This window comes from Stenotrophomonas sp. CFBP8980, from assembly GCF_034046095.1.
In the GTDB taxonomy this organism is placed as follows: domain Bacteria; phylum Pseudomonadota; class Gammaproteobacteria; order Xanthomonadales; family Xanthomonadaceae; genus Stenotrophomonas; species Stenotrophomonas lacuserhaii.
This window is the reverse complement of sequence record NZ_JAXCXF010000001.1, coordinates 1-17,978: the sequence shown is the minus strand read 5'-3', so window position 1 is coordinate 17,978 and position 17,978 is coordinate 1. Positions and strand designations below refer to the sequence as shown.

14 protein-coding genes and 1 pseudogene are annotated in these 17,978 nt (G+C 68.5%); 9 read left to right on the top strand and 6 right to left on the bottom strand.

Annotation, left to right across the window (positions count from 1 at the left end):
- Window positions 1-128: 128 nt before the first annotated feature.
- Complete coding sequence (rnd, locus tag SOM47_RS00075) at window positions 129-1,202, bottom strand: ribonuclease D (RefSeq protein WP_320504439.1); 1,074 nt, start codon at window positions 1,200-1,202, stop codon at window positions 129-131.
- Between the two features lie 83 nt (window positions 1,203-1,285).
- On the opposite strand from rnd, the gene SOM47_RS00070 reads away from it, so the two are divergent.
- On the top strand, window positions 1,286-3,166 hold the full coding sequence (locus tag SOM47_RS00070) for an SUMF1/EgtB/PvdO family nonheme iron enzyme (protein WP_320504438.1): 1,881 nt from the start codon (window positions 1,286-1,288) through the stop codon (window positions 3,164-3,166).
- A 72-nt stretch (window positions 3,167-3,238) separates the two neighbouring features.
- Window positions 3,239-4,141, top strand: a complete 903-nt coding sequence (locus tag SOM47_RS00065; protein ID WP_320504437.1) for a M48 family metallopeptidase — start codon at window positions 3,239-3,241, stop codon at window positions 4,139-4,141.
- 26 nt (window positions 4,142-4,167) lie between these two features.
- Here SOM47_RS00065 and xseA read toward each other — a convergent pair whose 3' ends face one another.
- Both xseA and queG read right to left on the bottom strand, forming a co-directional pair.
- A complete protein-coding gene (gene xseA, locus SOM47_RS00060; RefSeq protein ID WP_320504436.1) occupies window positions 4,168-5,508 on the bottom strand; it encodes an exodeoxyribonuclease VII large subunit in 1,341 nt (446 codons plus the stop codon).
- A gap of 59 nt (window positions 5,509-5,567) precedes the next feature.
- Window positions 5,568-6,650: a tRNA epoxyqueuosine(34) reductase QueG gene (gene queG / locus SOM47_RS00055; protein ID WP_320504435.1), complete on the bottom strand. Its 1,083-nt coding sequence runs from the start codon at window positions 6,648-6,650 to the stop codon at window positions 5,568-5,570.
- Window positions 6,651-6,673: 23 nt separating this feature from the next.
- On the opposite strand from queG, the gene SOM47_RS00050 reads away from it, so the two are divergent.
- From SOM47_RS00050 to SOM47_RS00025, 6 genes are all read left to right on the top strand, one after another.
- Window positions 6,674-8,161, top strand: coding sequence for an NAD(P)H-hydrate dehydratase (locus SOM47_RS00050; protein WP_320504434.1), 1,488 nt, complete (start codon window positions 6,674-6,676; stop codon window positions 8,159-8,161).
- A complete protein-coding gene (gene tsaE / locus SOM47_RS00045; RefSeq protein ID WP_320504433.1) occupies window positions 8,154-8,642 on the top strand; it encodes a tRNA (adenosine(37)-N6)-threonylcarbamoyltransferase complex ATPase subunit type 1 TsaE in 489 nt (162 codons plus the stop codon). Before SOM47_RS00050 ends, tsaE begins: the two co-directional genes overlap by 8 nt.
- 75 nt (window positions 8,643-8,717) lie before the next feature.
- Window positions 8,718-10,331, top strand: coding sequence for an N-acetylmuramoyl-L-alanine amidase (locus SOM47_RS00040; RefSeq protein ID WP_320504432.1), 1,614 nt, complete (start codon window positions 8,718-8,720; stop codon window positions 10,329-10,331).
- 228 nt (window positions 10,332-10,559) lie between these two features.
- Window positions 10,560-12,404 carry a DNA mismatch repair endonuclease MutL gene (gene mutL, locus SOM47_RS00035; RefSeq protein WP_320504431.1) on the top strand — a complete coding sequence of 615 codons (1,845 nt, stop codon included), beginning with the start codon at window positions 10,560-10,562 and terminating at the stop codon, window positions 12,402-12,404.
- Window positions 12,405-12,409: 5 nt separating this feature from the next.
- Window positions 12,410-13,354, top strand: a complete 945-nt coding sequence (locus SOM47_RS00030; RefSeq protein WP_414715737.1) for a DUF1684 domain-containing protein — start codon at window positions 12,410-12,412, stop codon at window positions 13,352-13,354.
- A complete protein-coding gene (locus SOM47_RS00025) occupies window positions 13,351-14,292 on the top strand; it encodes a TraB/GumN family protein (protein WP_414715736.1) in 942 nt (313 codons plus the stop codon). Before SOM47_RS00030 ends, SOM47_RS00025 begins: the two co-directional genes overlap by 4 nt.
- 84 nt (window positions 14,293-14,376) lie before the next feature.
- Here the strand turns inward: SOM47_RS00025 and phaR are convergent, their stop codons facing one another.
- The 3 genes and pseudogenes from phaR to gluQRS all read right to left on the bottom strand — a co-directional run.
- A complete protein-coding gene (gene phaR, locus SOM47_RS00020) occupies window positions 14,377-14,967 on the bottom strand; it encodes a polyhydroxyalkanoate synthesis repressor PhaR (RefSeq protein ID WP_042612064.1) in 591 nt (196 codons plus the stop codon).
- A gap of 207 nt (window positions 14,968-15,174) precedes the next feature.
- Window positions 15,175-15,915: a beta-ketoacyl-ACP reductase gene (locus SOM47_RS00015; protein ID WP_101100767.1), complete on the bottom strand. Its 741-nt coding sequence runs from the start codon at window positions 15,913-15,915 to the stop codon at window positions 15,175-15,177.
- 21 nt (window positions 15,916-15,936) lie between these two features.
- A pseudogene (gene gluQRS / locus SOM47_RS00010) lies at window positions 15,937-16,850 on the bottom strand (tRNA glutamyl-Q(34) synthetase GluQRS); the annotation flags it as partial.
- 93 nt (window positions 16,851-16,943) lie between these two features.
- Here gluQRS and htpX point away from each other — a divergent pair.
- Complete coding sequence (htpX, locus tag SOM47_RS00005; RefSeq protein WP_042612066.1) at window positions 16,944-17,819, top strand: protease HtpX; 876 nt, start codon at window positions 16,944-16,946, stop codon at window positions 17,817-17,819.
- Window positions 17,820-17,978: the final 159 nt, after the last annotated feature.

Genomic DNA, 17,978 nt, shown 5'->3' with positions numbered 1-17,978 from the left:
TGACGACCAACGGTCGTCACCCACCGGGTTCGTCGTCACCCACCCGGTTCGTTGACGGCCAGCGGCCGTCACTACCCCTGCGTCGTGGCCCGGAAGTGACGGCCGCTGGCCGTCATCCAGTGGAGCGGTCAGGGCAGCAGCGGCTGCAGCTTCGGCTCCAGCACCTGCTGCCGCCAGCCGGCCAGCGGGGCCGGCCAGGTGCGGCTTCCCAGATAGCTTTCCAGGTGCTTGCGCGAAGCCAGCACGCCATCGGGCAGGCCCAGCGACTGGCTCACCTGCGCTACCGCTTCCTGCAGTTTCTTCAACGCCTGCTTGTTGGCATCGGTGGCCTGCAGCAGCTGCGGCGCATCGGCCTCATCGTCCAACGGCGTGGTCAACGCCTGCCACACCGCACCTGCCAGCTTGCGCGGCGCCTTCGGGAACTGGTCGAACACTTTGCCCAGCACCGCTTCGTCCACCGGCGGGACGCGGGCGAGGGTGGCGGCCAGTTCGTTGTCCAGGATCCAGCTGCGCGGGCGGTCGCTGGCACGTGCCTGCTGGTCGCGCCAGCGCAGCAGGCGCAGCAGCCGGCGCTGTGCCGGTGCATCCAGGAACTGCGCCGAGCGCATGCCCAGGTGGGGCCAACGCTCTTCGTCATGCTCCACGCTGGCCAGCAGACGCTCGGCATCGTCAGCCAGCCACTGCTGGCGACCCTGCGCTTCCAGCTTCGCCACGATGGCATCGTGCAGCGCGAACAGGTGCTCGACGTCGTCGGCGGCATACTGCAGCTGCGCATCCGATAGCGGCCTGCGCATCCAGTCCGAGCGCGTTTCGCCCTTCGCCAGTGCCACCCCGGTGATTTCCTGCACCAGCTTCTGGTAGCCCATACCCCCGCCGATTCCCGCCAGCGAAGCACCGATCTGGGTATCGAACAGTGGCCGCGGCAGCACGCCGCAGGTGTGTTTGAACGCCACCAGGTCTTCGCTGGCGCTGTGCATCACCTTGATGATGGAGGAATCGGTCAGCCACGGCGCCAGTGCCTCGGGCATGCCCGGGATCAGCGGATCGATGAGCAGGACTTCATCGCCGACGGCCATCTGCACCAAGGCCAGTTGCGGCCAGAAGGTGCGCTCGCGGATGAACTCGGTGTCCAGGCCGATGCGGGAGGGACGCAGCTGTTGCCGCGCCTGCAGTTCTGCGGGGGTGTTGATCCAGATTGCCACGGGGCGTTCGACTTCTCGCGTTTGCTCAGGAAGGGGAGAATAGCCTAACGTCGGCCCGCACCCCCGGCCTGAAGGAGTTGGTTTTGCGTCTGCTGCGCCCGTACCTGCTGTTGCCCGCCCTGTGCCTGCTGGGGGTGACCGGCTGCGGTGAGCCGTCGCCGGCGCCACGCGCGCCCGCTGCCACATCGGCCGAATCGACGTCGCGCGCGCGCGATGCCCAGGCCGGCGGCGAAGCCACGGTGACCATCGGCGGCCAGGACGAAGCCGAAACAGTGCAGCGCTGGACGCCGCCGCCGGTGGCCATCGACCCCGACAAGCGGGCCGAGGCGCGCCGCCGCGCCGAGCAGGCCCAGCGTGACGGCCAGTTGTTCGAAACCAGCGAGTCGGCCATTCCGCTGTGGCTGGCCCTGCTGGAGCAGGATCCGCAGGATCGCCGTGCCCGTGATGGCCTGCAGCGGGCGCAGCGCCAGCTGCTGGTGCAGGCCAAGGCGTTGCTGGCGCAACCGCAGCAGCAGCGCATGGCACTGGCCGAAGCGGCCCAGATCGCACTGGTGTTGCTGACCATTGCCCCGGACAACGAGCAGGCGCGTGTATTGCAGCGGCAGGTGGAAGTGGCCCAGCGCACGGTAGCGTTCAACCGTGCCGGCGAAGACGACCTGCGCGCCGGGCGGATCGGCGAGGATGGCGACGGCGCGCTGGTCAACTTCCGCGAAGCGCTCGCACTGGATCCCGACAACGTGCGTGCGCGACAGGGCCTGGCAGCAGCCGAAAGTGGGCTGATCGGGCGGGCCGAGATTGCCGCACGGGCCGGGGATTTCGCCGCCGCCGGCACTTGGCTGGCCGAGGCCAGCAAGGTGCGCGATGCCGCGACGACCATCGCCGATGCCTTCGAGCGGATCGAGGCGATCCGTGCAGCCACCCTGGCCAGCTTGCGTGCGCAGGGACTGCGGGATCTGGCCACCCCGCAGGGCCTGAAAGCGGCCGGCGAGAAGCTGGAGCGGGCCATGCGCATCGCCCTGCCGGGCAATGCCGACGTGGCGCTGTTGCGCGAGCGCATCGAGCTGGCCACGCACTACGGCAGCTTCCGCCCCGGCCAGGTGTTCAGTGATCCGCTGCGCGATGGTGGACGCGGACCCCGGATGAAAGTGGTGCCGCACGGTGGCTTCCAGATGGGCGCCGGGCTGCACGAACCCGGTGCCAGCGACGCCGAGCGACCGTCCCACTACGTGCGCTTCGAGCGCGGCTTCGCGATGGCCATGACCGAGGTGACCGTGGCCGATTTCGCCCGTTTCGTGAAGGCCGCCAATGCCCGCCCGCGGGCTACCCGGCGAGGCCATTCCATCGTCTATGACGAGCGCAGCGGCAACTTCATCCGCCGCAGCGGGGTCGACTGGCAATCGGACTATGACGGCGGCCGTGCGCTGGCCAACCAGCCGGTGATGCATGTCAGCGTGCGTGACGCCGAAGCCTATGCGAACTGGTTGTCCGAACAGACCGGGCGCTCCTACCGCCTGCCGAGCGAGGCCGAGTTCGAATACGCGGCGCGCGCGGGGGCGTCGGGCCGTTATCCGTGGGGCGATGCCGGGGTGCCGCCGCCGGACTCGGGCAACTTCACCGGCAGCCTGGACGTTTCGCCCACCGGGCGGCGCTGGGCCAACGCCTTCATCGGCTATGGCGACGGCTACTGGGGCGCCGCGCCGGTGGGTATGTTCAAGCCCAATGCCTGGGGCCTGCATGACATGGGCGGCAATCTCAGTGAATGGGTCGCCGACTGCTGGCACGCGAGCTATCGGCGTGCGCCATCCGATGGCGCGGCCTGGTTCAATCCGGGCTGCCGCGCGCGGGTGATCCGCGGCGGCAACTGGGCCAATGCCCCCGAACAGACCCGCGCGGCGTGGCGGCAATCGCAGGATTCGGACACCACCAGCGGGCGGATCGGCTTCCGGCTGGTGCGCGGCATCTGAGCTGCACGCCATCTGGGCTAGGATGGGCCGTTACCCGCCGGGCCCCGGCGGGGCTGGCCAGGACGCACATCGATGCGCAACGATCCGTTCTCCCGTTCTTCGCAGCAGGGCCCGCGCCGCGGCGGCCTGTTCGGCAATGTCCGCTGGCTGGTGCTGCTGGCCTTCGCCGGCTACGCCGCGTTCTACTGGTTTTCCAACCGGTCGGTGGATCCGTACACCGGCGAGTCGGTGCTGATCGACAGCACCCTGGACGTGGACCAGGAAAAGGCGCTGGGCCTGCAGGCCTACCAGGAGATCCTGGCGCAGGAGCGGCCGCTGGGCCCGAATGCGCAGGTATCGCGCGACGTGCGTGAGATCGCCCAGCGGCTGATTGCCAAGGTCGACGTGGTGGAAACCGCGCTGGCTGAAGAACATGGGCTGAAGCCTGGACACTTCTCGCGCGGGTTCGATTGGGAAGTCAACGTGATCCAGTCCGACCAGGCCAATGCGTTCTGCCTGCCGGGTGGCAAGATGGCGGTGTACACCGGCCTGGTGCCGGTGGCGCAGACGCGCGATGCGATGGCCGTGGTGATGGGGCATGAAATTGCCCATGCGTTGTTGCGCCATGGTGCGCAGCGCATGGCCCAGCAGAAGCTGACCCAGATCGGCCAGATGGCCGGTGCGGCCAGTGGCATGGACCCGCAACAGCAGCAGATGGTGATGGCGGCGATGGGCTATGGCTACCTGCTGCCGTATGCGCGCGGCCATGAAACGCAGGCCGATGAAGTGGGCCTGATGCTGGCCGCGGCGGCGTGTTTTGATCCGCGCGAGGCGGTGCCGCTGTGGGAGCGCATGGGCCAGGCCAGCGGCGGGCAGTCGCAGCCGGAGTTCTCTTCAACCCACCCCAATCCAGGCACGCGCATCCAGAACCTGCAGGCGCTGATGCCCAAGGCGCTGGAATACCGCCAGCGGTTCTGCGAACAGGCGCGGCAGTAGGGCGGCAAGGCGGCCAGCGGCCGTCACTACCGGGTGCGGGTGACCTGCAGGTCGATGACCCCATCGCCGACCTTGGCCTGCACGGCATCGCCGGGCTGGACCTGGCTCACGCTGCGGACCAGCTGGCCATCGTCGGTGCGGGTCAGGATGCTGTAGCCACGGGCCACCGTCGCCAGCGGGCTGACCGCTTCCATGGAACGGGCCAGTCCACGCAGCCGCAGCGCGTCGTTCTGCAGTTGGCGCTGCATTGCGGCCTGCGGGCGGCCGCGCAGGGCCAGCAGGCGGCGCCGCAGGCCTTCCAGCTGGCGCTGCGGATGGAACCCGCGCAGCACCGCCGCCGCATGCCGCAGGCGCGCCGTACGTTGCTGCCCCTGCTGCTGGCGTACCGCCTGCAGGCGCCGGCCGAGGTCGGCATGGCGCCGTTGCAGCAGCTGCAGCCGGGCCTGTGGGCTGCAGGCATTGAGCCGCAGCAGCAGGCGGTCCGCGCGCTGCATCGCCTGGCCCAGCGCATGCCGGTGCAGCTGCTGCAGGCGCGCTGCGTCACGGCGCAGGCGGCGTGCCAGGTCCTGTTGGTCGGGCACCAGCAGTTCGGCGGCTACCGACGGGGTCGGCGCGCGCAGGTCTGCTGCGAAATCAGTGAGGCTGAAGTCGGTTTCGTGACCCACCGCAGACACCACCGGCGTGCGGCTGCCGGCCACCGCACGGGTGAGTGCTTCATCGTTGAACGCCCACAGGTCTTCCAGCGAGCCGCCACCGCGGGTCAGCAGGATCACGTCGTAGCGGCCGCTGGCGTCAGCGGCCTGCAGCAGGCGGGTGATCTGCGGCGCCGCCGAATCGCCCTGTACCAGCGACGGCAGCAGGTCGACTTCCAGCAGCGGGAAGCGCCGGGCGAGCACGCTCAATACGTCTCGCACCGCCGCACCGGTAGGCGAGGTGATCACCGCCAGGCGCTGGAAGTGGGCGGGCAGCGGGCGCTTGCGTGCCGGGTCGAACAGGCCTTCGGCTTCCAGCCGTGCCTTCAGCTCCTCGAAGGCGCGGCGCAGTGCCCCTTCGCCGGCTTCTTCCATATGGTCGATCACCATCTGGTATTCGCCACGTGCGTCGTACAGCGTGACCCGGCCGCGCACCAGCACGCGCATCCCTTCGCGGGGCACGAAGCGCAGCGTGGACGCCTTCATCCGGAACATCGCCGCGCGCAGCTGTGCGCGTGCGTCCTTCAGGGTGAAGTACATATGGCCCGACGAGGGACGCGCCACGCTGCCCAGTTCGGCCTCCACCCAGATGGCCGGGAAACTGCCTTCCAGCAGGTCACGCGCCAGCGTGTTGAGCTGGCTGGGGGTGAGGACATCGATGCTGCGCTGCTGCATGGGCACTCAACGGGTCTTTCTGGATCAGGCCACCATGGTCGCACGTCGGACGCGAGCGATCACGCCGCGCCGTGCTGCCCCAGCGCCCATTGCACGTGTTCGCGCACCAGCGCCGAATCGTGCGTGCTGCGGGTAAACAGCGCTTCTACCACCTGCGGTGAGGTCGGTGCGTTGCCCAGCGCCACGGCGATGTTGCGCAGCCAGCGCTCATGGCCACTGCGGCGGATCGGGCTGCCTTCGGTGCGCTGCAGGAACTCCGCTTCGTCCCAGCTGAACAACTCGTCCAGGCGCGCGCGGTCCAGGTTGTTGCGTGCGCGGAAATCGGCTTCGTCGGTGCGCTTTGCAAACTTGTTCCAGGGGCACACCAGCTGGCAGTCATCGCAGCCGTAGATGCGGTTGCCGATCAGCGCACGCATCGGCTCGGGGATGGCACCGTCGTGTTCGATGGTCAGGTAGGAAATGCAGCGCCGCGCATCCAGCCGCTGTGGGGCGATGATGGCCTGGGTGGGGCACACCTCGATGCAGCGGGTGCAGGTGCCGCAGTGCGCGCTGGCAGGCTGGTCGATCGGCAATGGCAGGTCTATGTAGATCTCGCCAAGGAAAAACCAGGAGCCGCCGTGGCGATCGATCAGGCAGGTGTGCTTGCCGATCCAGCCCAGGCCGGCATCGCGGCCGAGCGCGCGTTCCAGCACCGGCGCGGAGTCGACGAACACGCGGAAACCCAATGGCGCCACTTCATCGCTGATCTGCGCGGCCAGCTTCTGCAGCCGGTTGCGCATCAGCTTGTGGTAATCGCGGCCCAGTGCGTAGCGCGCGACGTAGGCACGGCCCGGATCGGCCAGCGTGGCCCAGGCCTCGGTGTCGTCCTTGTGGCTGTAGTCCATGCCCAGCGAGATAACCCGCACGGTCCCCGGCAGCAGTTCGGCCGGCCGCGCGCGCAGCGTGCCGTGCCGCGCCATCCAGTCCATCGTGCCGTACAGGCCCTGGCCCAGCCAGTCGGCCAGGTGCGCCTCGTCTTCGGCCAGGTCCACCCCGGCGATGCCGCAGCGCTGGAAGCCATGCGCACGGGCCAGGGCACGGATGCGCTGGACGGCGAGCGCCGGATCCAGGCCGGCGGGCAGGGGGGGGGAATCGGGATGCATGCCCGCAAGTATAGAATCCCTGCATGCTGGACCCTTCCGCTCTGTTCGATTCCGCTGCCGCCCGTTCATTGGATGCGCGCGCTTCCGCGCTGGCCGGTGATGGCGGCTGGTCGTTGATGGCTGCCGCCGGCAAGGCCGCGTGGCAGTGCCTGCTGCAGCACTGGCCCGATGCCCGGCACATCGCGGTGGTGGTGGGGGCGGGCAACAATGGCGGCGATGGCTGCGTGCTGGCCCTGCATGCGCTGCAGGCCGGCCGCCAGGTCAGCGTGCTGACCCTGCCGGGCACCTCGCCGTCCACCGCGCTCAGTGCCCGTGCCGCCGCCGAACTGGAGCGCGCCGGCGGATGCAGCACCCCATTCGATGGGCGCCTGCCCCGCGCCGATGTGATGGTCGATGCGCTGTTCGGGCTCGGCCTGCGGCAGGCGCCGCGCGCTTCGGCGCAGGCCGTCATCGAAGCGATCAACGCGCAGGCTGCGCCCGTGTTCGCGCTGGATGTGCCCAGTGGCGTCGACGCCGACCGCGGCAGTGCGCCGGGTGTGGCGGTGCGCGCCACGCTGACGCTGCAGTTCATCGTGGCCCATCGCGGACTGCATACCGGCGAGGGACTGGAACATACCGGCCAGTGCGAGCTGGCGACCTTGCCGGTGCCTGCAGATGCATCCGGCGGTGTGCACGCGTCCGCCGACTACTGGCAGCGCGACCGCCTGCCTGGATTGCTGCCGCCGCGTCGTCGCAACGCCCACAAAGGGACCTCCGGACACGTGCTGTGCGTGGGCGGCAACCATGGCAGCGGCGGTGCCCTGCTGATGACCGCGCACGCGGCGCTGCGGGCCGGTGCCGGCCTGGCCAGCCTGGCCACGCGCGCCGGACATATCGGCGCGGCGCTGGCACGGCTGCCCGAAGCGATGAGCCACGCGGTGGACTGCAACGCGGACCTGCAGGCGCTGCTGCAGCGGGCCAGCGTCGTCGCCATCGGGCCGGGGCTGGGGCAGGACGACTGGGCGCAGGCACTATGGCGTGACGCCCGCGACAGCGGCAAGCCGCTGGTGGTGGACGCCGATGCGCTGAACCTGCTGGCGCGCGATCCGCAGGCCCTCCCGCAGGCGATCCTCACCCCCCATCCCGGCGAGGCCGCGCGGCTGCTGGAGACCACCACCGCTGCGGTGCAGGCCGACCGCTTCGCCGCGGCCACTGCACTGGCCGAGCGCTTCCATGCGGTAGTGGTGTTGAAGGGTGCCGGCAGCCTGGTGGCGGCGCCGGGCCGGCGTACCGCCGTGATCGGCGCGGGCAATCCCGGCATGGCGGTCGGCGGCATGGGCGACCTGCTCACGGGCATCATTGCCGCCCTGCGTGCGCAGGGCCTGGCGCCGTTCGAGGCCGCGGCCGGCGGCGCCCTGCTGCATGGGCTGGCCGGCGATGTCGCCGCTGCCGACGGCCAGCGCGGCCTGCTTCCCACCGACCTGCTGGCGCCGTTGCGCCGGCTCTGCAATCCGGATCCTGTCCATGCTTGAACTGCATCTCCCCACTCCCGAGCACACCGACCTGCTGGGCCAGGCACTGGCGGCGACCCGCCCGTCGCAGGCTTTGCTTGAGCTGCAGGGTGACCTGGGCGCGGGCAAATCGACCACCGCACGCGCGCTGTTGCGGGCGCTGGGCGTGACCGGTGCCATCCGCAGCCCCACTTACACGCTGGTGGAACGCTATCCGCTGGCCGATGGCAGCGAGGCCTGGCACATGGACCTGTACAGGATCGGGGGCGCGGCCGAACTGGACTTCCTGGGCCTGGACGAAGGCACCGCCTCGCTGTGGCTGGTGGAATGGCCGGAGCACGGGGCAGGCGCATTACCGCCGACGGATCTGCGGCTCGAGCTGGAGATGGCAGGCAGAGGCCGACGCGCCAATCTCATTCCGTTGAGCGAATCCGGTGAAGCCTGGGTGAAGCGACTGTCTGAAGGAAGCGAGTTAGCTTCGCTTTCTGTATATCGACCATAACAAACTCATGAAAGTTACGGATTATTAAGGGAAAAGGTTTGCAATCTGTTCAGCGCAGTGATTGAATCCTGAGCCATGCGCTTTCCCTTTCGAACCCTTGCTCTCTGTGCTGCTGCCGGACTCGCCCTGGCGGGTGCCGACGCGTGGGCGGGTGAGATCAACCAGGTGCGCCTGGATACCGGTGCGACCGGCACCCGCGCCGAGATTTCGCTGGCCGGCTCTGGTGGCTACAAGACCATCGCGCTGTCCGGTCCGAACCGGCTGGTGGTGGATTTCCCGGACTCCTCCGCGGTGCGCGGACTGAAGCTGCCGGCCGCGCAGGGCGTGGTCACGGCGGTGCGTACCGGTCAGCCGGTGCCCGGCACCTTCCGCGTCGTGTTCGATCTTGCCGACAACGTGGCCCCGTTCAAGCCGCAGATGCAGCAGCAGGGCGGACAGTCCAGGCTGGTCATTGAATGGCCCGGCGATGCGCCGGCCACGGCAGCCCACGTGTCACCGCCTGCGAGCGCGCCGATCCCTGCGACAGCTACGGCAGCGGCCACCCCGCCGCCGTCCACGGCGGTGAACGCCGCGCAGACCCGCAGCGATGCCGCCCGGGCCACCGCGCTGCTCACCGCACAAGTCCAGCAGCAGGCCACGGCTGTCGCCGTTGCGCCGGCCGCACCGGCAACGTTGCCCAGCACCACCACGGCCACCGTCGCCGGAACCGGCGCCGGTACCGACGCCGCCACGCCTTCGCCGGCCGCCATCCTGGCCGGCCAGCCGACCCAGGCGCCGGTGCGTACCACCATCGCCGGCACCATGCCGACCCGTACCGGCGCTGCGGCCGCGCCTTCGGGCAACACCTCGCAGCCGCCGGAAACCGCGCCGATCGCGCCGCGTCCGAGCATGCCCAGCGACGTGGCGCGTGTAAGCATGAAGCCGGGCATGCGTCCGCTGGTGGTGGCCATCGATCCCGGCCATGGCGGCCAGGATCCGGGTGCCGTGGGCCCCAGCGGCAAGCGTGAGAAAGACATCACCCTGGCCGTTGGACGCGAGCTTGCCCGCCAGGTCAATGCGATGCCGGGCCTGAAGGCGTACATGACGCGCGACAGCGACGTGTTCATTCCGCTGCCGATGCGCGCACAGAAAGCGCGTGCGGCGAAGGCGGACATCTTCATTTCGATCCACGCCGATGCCGCGGAAAACCGTGCTGCGCGAGGCTCCTCGGTCTACGTGCTGTCCACCAAGGGCGCTTCATCGCAGCGCGCCCGTTGGCTGGCGGACAAGGAAAACGCGGCCGACCTGATCGGTGGCGTCAGCCTGCAGCGCACCGAGGGCACGCTGGCCAACGTGCTGTTGGACCTGGCGCAGAGCGGCTACATGAAGGCCTCCGAAGATGCTGCCAGCCATGTGCTGGGCGGACTGAAACGGATCGGAAACAACCACAAGCCGAACATCGAACGCGCGAACTTCGCCGTGCTGCGCACCTCGGACATGCCGGCGATGCTGGTGGAAACCGCCTTCATCTCCAATCCGGATGAAGAGCGCCGCCTGATGGACCCGGCGTACCAGCGCAAGATCGCCGCTGCCGTGCTGGATGGCGTCAATGTGTTCTTTACCCGCCAGCCGCCCCCGGGAACCCTGTACGCCGCGCGTGCGCAGGCGGAGATGGAAGCGGCCAGCACCGTAGCCGGCGGCAGCAAGTAGGCCGAGGTAGCGCCGAGCCATGCTCGGCGAGCGCAGCGGCGAAGCGGTGACGACCAACGGTCGTCACCCACCAGGGCGAAGATCACCCACTCGGGCAGAGGCTGACGGCCAGCGGCCGTCACTACCGGAGCGGGCAGCGCCACCCATCCGCTATCATCGGCGAATGAAGTCAGCCTCCGTTTCCCTCCCCATCCGCCCTGCGTTCCATGCCTGCAGACAGGTACGCGCATGAGCGCCACCATTCGTCCGCTGCCGGAGATCCTGATCAACCAGATCGCCGCCGGCGAAGTCGTCGAGCGGCCGGCGTCGGTGGTCAAGGAACTGGTTGAGAACGCGATCGATGCCGGCGCCACCCGCGTCGATATCGAACTGGAAGAAGGCGGCGTGCGCCTGATCCGGATACGCGACAACGGCAGTGGCATCGCCGCCGAGCAGTTGCCGCTTGCGGTGTCCCGCCACGCCACCAGCAAGATCGCCAGCCTGGACGACCTCGAAGCGGTGGCCACGCTCGGTTTCCGCGGTGAAGCCTTGCCCTCCATCGCATCGGTCAGCCGCTTCACGCTTGCCTCGCGACGCGCGCAGGACGAACATGGCTCAGCGCTGCAGATCGAAGGCGGAAAGCTGGGCGAGGTGTTGCCGCGCGCGCACGCGCCGGGCACCACCGTGGAAGTCCGCGAACTGTTCTACAACGTGCCGGCGCGGCGCAAGTTCCTGCGCGCAGAGCGTACCGAACTGGGACACATCGAAGAGTGGCTGCGCTCGTTGGCGCTGGCGCGCCCGGATGTGGAACTGCGCGTTTCGCACAACGGCAAAGCCTCGCGCCGCTATAAACCCGGCGACCTCTACTCCGATGCGCGCTTGGGGGAAACGCTGGGCGAGGATTTCGCCAACCAGGCCGTGCGGGTGGACCACAGCGGTGCCGGACTGCGCCTGCACGGCTGGATCGCACAGCCGCACTATTCGCGCGCCAGCACCGATCAGCAGTACCTGTACGTCAACGGCCGCTCGGTGCGTGATCGCAGCGTGGCGCACGCAGTGAAGATGGCGTACGGCGACGTGTTGTTCCATGGCCGGCAGCCGGCGTATGTGCTGTTCCTGGAACTGGATCCGACGCGGGTGGATGTCAACGTGCACCCGGCCAAGCACGAGGTGCGCTTCCGCGACTCGCGCCTGGTGCATGACTTCGTCTACCGCACCCTGAAGGATGCACTGGCCGATACCCGCGCCGGCATGGCCGCACATGAGATCGGCGCCGGTGTTCAAGCGCAGGCCCTTCCGCAGGCGACGACGCCATGGTCAAACGGCCAGCCCGGTGGCGGTGGTGGCGGCTACGGTAACTGGGGCGCGCAGCAATCGCCGCTGGGCCTGCAGGTGGCCGATGCGCCGGCGGCTTACGCCGCGCTGTACGCCGGGCCTGCAGGCAGCCAGCAGTCGCTGCCGCCGATGCCGTCCGAACGAGGGTTGCCGGTGACCAGCGCCGATGCCGGGGTGCCACCGTTGGGCTACGCGGTGGCACAGCTGCATGGCATCTACATCCTGGCCGAAAATGCCGAAGGCCTGATCGTGGTGGACATGCACGCCGCGCATGAGCGCATCGGCTACGAGCGGCTGAAGAATGCCCACGATGGCATCGGCCTGCATGCGCAGCCACTGCTGGTACCGATCACCCTGGCGGTGGGCGAACGTGAGGCCGACACCGCCGAACGCGAAGCGGAGACCTTGATCGCACTGGGCTTCGACGTGACCCGTGCCGGCCCCGGCGCACTGCATGTGCGCAGCATCCCGGCGCTGCTGGCCAACGCCGAACCGGAAGGCCTGCTGCGCGACGTGCTCGGCGACCTGCGCGAACACGGCCAGTCGCGGCGCGTGGCGACCGCGCGCGATGAACTGCTGTCCACCATGGCCTGCCACGGCGCGGTGCGCGCCAACCGGCGATTGACGGTGCCCGAAATGAACGCGCTGCTGCGCGACATGGAAATGACCGAACGCTCCGGCCAGTGCAATCACGGGCGCCCGACCTGGGCGCGTTTTTCGCTGGCGGAGATCGACCGCTGGTTCCTGCGCGGACGGTGAAGGGGATGATCGTGGGGAAGGGGTACAGCAGCGCCGTACTGATGTTGGCACTTGCGATGAGCGGCTGTGGTGGCAAGGCGCCCGAGGCGGCGCCGGCCGTGCAGGAAGATCCGGCCTTCGCACGGCAACAGCAGCAGTGGCGGATGCAGCGCTATCAGGAGCTGACCGCGCCGGACGGCTGGACCGCGCTGGTCGGCCTGCATTGGCTGGAGCACAAGGCGCATTACATCGGGCGTGGGCCGGGCAGTGGCATCCGCCTCGCCGCAGGGCCGGACAAGCTGGGCATGGTCAGCCGGCAGGGGCAGCGCTGGTCGTTCACTCCCGAACGCGGCGTGCCGCTGAGCGTGGACGGGGCGGCGGTGACCGGACCAATTGCGTTCCACAGCGACCACGACCCGCAGCCAACCCGCATTGCCTTTGATGACGGCAAGGGGCAGCTCAGCCTGCTGCAACGTGGACAGCGCTTTGCGTTGCGCATCAAGCATGCCGACGCCACCTCGCGCAGCGGGTTCACCGGGCTGGACTACTGGCCGGGAGGACCGCAGTGGCAAGTGCGCGCGCGCTTCCTGCCGCACCCGGCGGGCAAGACCCTGCCGATCGTGGACATCACCGGCCTGACCACGCCGATGCCCAACGCCGGTGTCGTCGAGTTCCAGCAGGACGGCACGACCTACCGGATCGAGGCCATCGCCGAACCCGGTGAGCCGTTGTTCCTGATCTTCGCCGACCGCACCAGCGGCCACGGCAGCTACCCGGCCGGACGCTACCTGGACACCGACGCGCCCGGCGCGGACGGCCATGTGCTGGTGGATTTCAACCACGCCTACAATCCTCCCTGCGCGTTCACTCCGTTCGCGACCTGCCCGCTTTCACCGCCGGAAAACCGGCTGGACCTGCGCATCGAGGCCGGTGAACGCGCCTACCACCCACCCAAGGAAAGTGCGCCATGAAGCGTTCCGTCACCCGCTGGATGATCGCCCCGCTGCTGCTGCTCGGCGCAGCCTTCAGCACCGTCGCGGCAACGCCAGCTGCCGCGCCCAAGCCGGCGGCGACGCGCACCGCACCGGTGCCGCTGCTGTGGAAGGTGACCGGCGCCGGTGATGCCCGCGTCTACCTGTTGGGTTCGTTCCACCTGCTGCGGCCGGAGGATTACCCGCTGGCCGCGGAGGCTGAAAAGGCCTTCGATGCAGCGCAGCGCGTGGTGTTCGAACTGTCGGCGCAGGACATGGAATCACCGGAGCTGGCCGGCAAGATGGTGCAGGCGGCGATGCGCACCGATGGCAGCGAACTGCGCCGCGACCTCGGCGATGCCACCTGGGCCCGGCTGCAGGATTACGCCACGAAGAATCCGCTGCCGCTGGCGCAGATGCAGGGTCTCAAACCGTGGTTCGTCGGCCTGAGCATCAGCATCGCGCAGATGCAGAAGATGGGGCTGGACCCCGCGCTCGGGTTGGACAAGCACTTCATGGACCGGGCCGCCAAGGCGGGCAAGCCGATCCTGGGCCTGGAGACCATCGATACGCAGATCGGCGTGCTGGCTGGCATGAGCATCGCCGAACAGCGGCAGATGGTGGAAGAGGCGCTGGAACAATCCGACAAGGGCGATGCGGAAATCCGCGCGCTGCACGATGCATGGCGGCGCGGCGACGACGTGCTGATGTGGAACCGCATGGCGGTGGACATGAAGCGCCAATATCCGCAGCTCTACCAGCGCATCAACAGCGATCGCAATGATGCCTGGCTGCCGAAGCTGGAGCCGCACCTGCAGGCCGGGCAGGGTGGCACGCTGGTGGTGGTGGGCGCACTTCACCTGCTGGGCAGCGATGGCGTGGTGGAGAAGCTGAAGGCCAAGGGCTACAAGGTGGAGCGGGTGCGCGCCAAGCGCTGAGCGCCTGCCTGTTGCCGCCGTAACGAAAAACGGCGCGTCCGCAAGGGCGCGCCGTTCTGCATCAGGCCAGCGGCCGCGCTGGGATCAGCGCGTGCGGCCCTTGCCGCCGGTGCCGCCGGCGGTTTCGGTCGGTTTGTGCGCAGCGCCGGGACCGGTGCCCGAACGTGGCGCGGGACCGCCCGGCGCGCTGCCCGGTCGCGGACCGGTACCGGTTGACGTACCGCCCGGGCGCGGCCCGAAGCCACTGCCCATGCTGCGCTGGAACTCCTGCCAGAGCTCCATGTTGCGTTCGGTCAGCTGGTTCATCATCGCCCACGGCGTCTGCCCGAGCAGGTTGCCCATCTGCTGGCGGAACTGCTGCTGCTGGTCCAGGAACACCTGCATGCTGCGCTCCAGGTAGTTGCCCATGAAGCCCTGCAGGGAATCGCCATAGAAGCGGATCAGCTGGCTGAGCAGCTGGGTGGAGAGCATCGGCTCGCCGTCCTGTTCCTGGTCGGCAATGATCTGCAGCAGGACCGAGCGGGTCAGGTCATCCCCGCTCTTGGCGTCGCGGACCTCGAAGTCTTCGCCGTCCAGGATCAACTGACGCACATCCTCTATCGTGATGTAGCTGGAAATCTCGGTGTCGTACAGACGGCGGTTGGGATACTTCTTGATGATGCGGGTAGCAGCCATGAAGCAAGCACTCGTCACAGTAGACGCCCAGCATGGCGCAGCGCAGCACCCGTTGCAACGCCCAGAAGCCCTTGTGGCGGGCCCTGCGGGGCCGATCATGTTGCGCAGCAAGGCTTTTCATGTTGCGCAGCATTTTCGCATCGGTTCAGCCTGTCGGGGCCCGCGCGTGCGGCGAGCGCCACACTGCGCGGGCGGTCGGGGCGGCGGTCACCAGCCCATGTGATGGCCGCCGTTGATGTCCAGGTTGCTGCCGGTGATCCAGGCCGCTTCGTCGTTGACCAGGAACGACACGCCGTAAGCGATTTCCTCCGGCTTGCCGAGCCGCCCGGTCGGGATATCGGCGATGATCTTGGCGCGTACTTCCTCCGGCACCGCCATGACCATGTCGGTGGCCACGTAACCGGGGGAAATAGTGTTGACGGTAATCCCGAAGCCGGCGTTCTCGCGCGCCAGGGAGATGGTGAAGCCGTGCATGCCGGCCTTGGCCGCCGCATAGTTGGCCTGCCCGTACTGGCCCTTCAGGCCATTGATCGAGCTGATCTGGATCACTCGCCCCCAGCCGCGGCGGCGCATGCCCTCGATCACCGGACGGGTCACGTTGAAGACCGAATTGAGGTTGGTGTTGATCACCTCATGCCATTGTTCGGCGCGCATACGATGGAAGGTGGTGTCGCGGGTGATGCCGGCGTTGTTGACCAGGATCTCCACCGGTCCCAGCTCGGCTTCCACGGCACGCACCATCGCCTCGGCACTTTCCGGGCTGGACACATCGCCGGGGAAGATCGCGATCGCCAGGCCGCGAGCTGCCATGGCCTGCTGCCAGGCCAACGCCTTGGCGTGGTCACGGTAGTTGGTGGCAACCCGGTGACCCTGGTCGGCCAGGCGTTGGCAGATGGCGGTACCGATGCCGCCGGTGCCGCCGGTGACCAGTGCGACGCGTGGAGTCATGCTGCGTTTCCGTAAATGTGGAGGGGAAGGGGGATTCTGCAACATCACGGGCTGCTGTGCGCCTGCCCCGATGAAATGTCGTGCAGGGGCACTCTGCTGCGATCAAAGGCCACCGCAGCCCGTTGCAGCAGCTCGGAATGGGTGGCCGCGCCGGCCAGTGCCGCGGCGGGCTGTCCCAGCAGTTGCCAGAGCTGCCGCAGCACGGCCATCGGGTCGCCTTCGTCCACCGCCTGCGCCGCTTCGGACTTGGACAGTTTGCGGCCGTCGGTACCCAGCAGCAGGGGCAGGTGGGTATAGGTCGGGGTGGGCAGCCCGAGCGCGCGCTGCAGCAGGATCTGCCGCGCGGTCGAATCGAGCAGGTCCGCTCCGCGCACCACCTCGGTGATGCCCTGCGCCGCATCGTCCACCACCACGGCCATTTGATACGCCCAGCAGCCATCGGCACGGCGCAGGACGAAATCACCGACTACGGCATGGACGTCCTGCCGCTGTGGGCCGCGCAGCGTGTCGTCAAACGACACCACGCTGGCGGGTGCTACGCGAAGGCGGATGGCAGGATCCAGGCGCGCGTGGCGTGCAATGCAGCGGTGGTGAATGCCGCCGCTGGCGGCCAGCTCACTTCGGCTGCAGTGGCAGGCGAACGCCTGGCCGCTGGCCAGCAGGGCATCCAGCGCGTGTTGGTAGACCTCGTCGCGCTGGCTCTGCCACAGCACCGGGCCATCCGGGTGCAGGCCCAGGTGGCGCAGCAGGGTGAGCTGTGACTGCGCTGCGCCGGGGACGGTGCGCGGCGGATCCACGTCCTCCACGCGCAGCAGCCAGCGCCCGCCCTGGTGATGGGCGGACAGCCAACTCGCGAAAGCGGCGAGCAGGGAGCCAGCGTGCAGCGGACCGGTGGGCGAGGGCGCGAATCGGCCGCAATGAATGGGGGACGTCATGCTGGCTGAATCGTCGGTCAGGTTGGCGCTTGAATTCAAGCTGAAGTCACCGCAGATTTAGCACCGTTACCCTCTCCAGAGCCAACTTTCCCCATGTTCAGTCGCATAGCCCTGTTCCTTCTTACCAACCTTGCGGTGCTGGTCCTCGCCGGTATCGTGATGTCGGTGCTGGGGGTCAATCCCGGCCAGATGAGCGGCCTGCTGGTCATGGCGGCGATCTTCGGTTTCGGTGGTTCTTTCATCTCGCTGCTGCTGTCCAAGTGGATGGCCAAGCGTTCCACCGGCGCGGTGGTGATCACCGAGCCGCGCAACGACACCGAGCGCTGGTTGCTGAAGACCGTGGAGCGACAGGCGCGCGAAGCCGGCATCGGCATGCCGGAAGTGGCGGTGTATGACGGCCCGGAAATCAACGCGTTCGCCACCGGTGCCAACCGCAACAAGGCGCTGGTCGCGGTGTCCACCGGCCTGTTGCACCACATGAGCGAAGACGAGGCCGAAGCGGTGCTGGGCCACGAAATCGCCCACGTCGCCAACGGTGACATGATCACCATGGCGCTGCTGCAGGGCGTGCTGAATACCTTCGTCATCGTGCTGGCCCGGGTGGTCGGTGGGGTGATCGACAGCGCGATGTCCGGCAACCGCGAGGGCGGCGGGCGCGGCATCGGTTATTTCGTGATCGTGTTCGTGCTGGAAATGGTTTTCGGCATCTTCGCCACCATGATCGCGATGTGGTTCTCGCGGCACCGTGAGTTCCGCGCTGATACCGGCGGTGCGCAGCTTGCCGGGCGGCAGAAGATGATCGCCGCGCTGGAGCGGCTGAAGGTCAACCATGGGCAGAGCACGCTGCCGAGCCAGGTCGCTGCGTTCGGTATTGCCGGCGGCATGGGGCAGGGCCTGCGCAAGCTGATGATGAGTCATCCGCCGCTGGATGAGCGGATTGCCGCGCTGCGTTCTTCTACGGTGGTCTGAGTCGGGTTGGTCGAACGGGTGGGACCCCCTCGCGGGTGGCTTTCAGAGCTGCAGTTGGGGCGGGGTCGGGCGGTGGGGCTGGTCGGGGGACGGCAAAAACTGCGTCCATGCGGGCCTCGTTTCGCGCCATCCATGGCGCTCAACGCCCCCGCCCAGCCC

What these genes read in the sequence shown, in the direction of transcription:
- SOM47_RS00050 (WP_320504434.1), top strand. Translation starts at nt 6,674, where the DNA reads ATGCTGGACCCTTCCGCTCTGTTCGATTCCGCTGCCGCCCGTTCATTG.
- SOM47_RS00025 (WP_414715736.1), top strand. Translation starts at nt 13,351, where the DNA reads ATGAAGCGTTCCGTCACCCGCTGGATGATCGCCCCGCTGCTGCTGCTC.
- tsaE (WP_320504433.1), top strand. Translation starts at nt 8,154, where the DNA reads ATGCTTGAACTGCATCTCCCCACTCCCGAGCACACCGACCTGCTGGGC.
- SOM47_RS00030 (WP_414715737.1), top strand. Translation starts at nt 12,410, where the DNA reads ATGATCGTGGGGAAGGGGTACAGCAGCGCCGTACTGATGTTGGCACTT.
- SOM47_RS00040 (WP_320504432.1), top strand. Translation starts at nt 8,718, where the DNA reads ATGCGCTTTCCCTTTCGAACCCTTGCTCTCTGTGCTGCTGCCGGACTC.
- phaR (WP_042612064.1), bottom strand. Translation starts at nt 14,967, where the DNA reads ATGGCTGCTACCCGCATCATCAAGAAGTATCCCAACCGCCGTCTGTAC.
- SOM47_RS00015 (WP_101100767.1), bottom strand. Translation starts at nt 15,915, where the DNA reads ATGACTCCACGCGTCGCACTGGTCACCGGCGGCACCGGCGGCATCGGT.
- xseA (WP_320504436.1), bottom strand. Translation starts at nt 5,508, where the DNA reads ATGCAGCAGCGCAGCATCGATGTCCTCACCCCCAGCCAGCTCAACACG.
- queG (WP_320504435.1), bottom strand. Translation starts at nt 6,650, where the DNA reads ATGCATCCCGATTCCCCCCCCCTGCCCGCCGGCCTGGATCCGGCGCTC.
- htpX (WP_042612066.1), top strand. Translation starts at nt 16,944, where the DNA reads ATGTTCAGTCGCATAGCCCTGTTCCTTCTTACCAACCTTGCGGTGCTG.
- mutL (WP_320504431.1), top strand. Translation starts at nt 10,560, where the DNA reads ATGAGCGCCACCATTCGTCCGCTGCCGGAGATCCTGATCAACCAGATC.
- SOM47_RS00065 (WP_320504437.1), top strand. Translation starts at nt 3,239, where the DNA reads ATGCGCAACGATCCGTTCTCCCGTTCTTCGCAGCAGGGCCCGCGCCGC.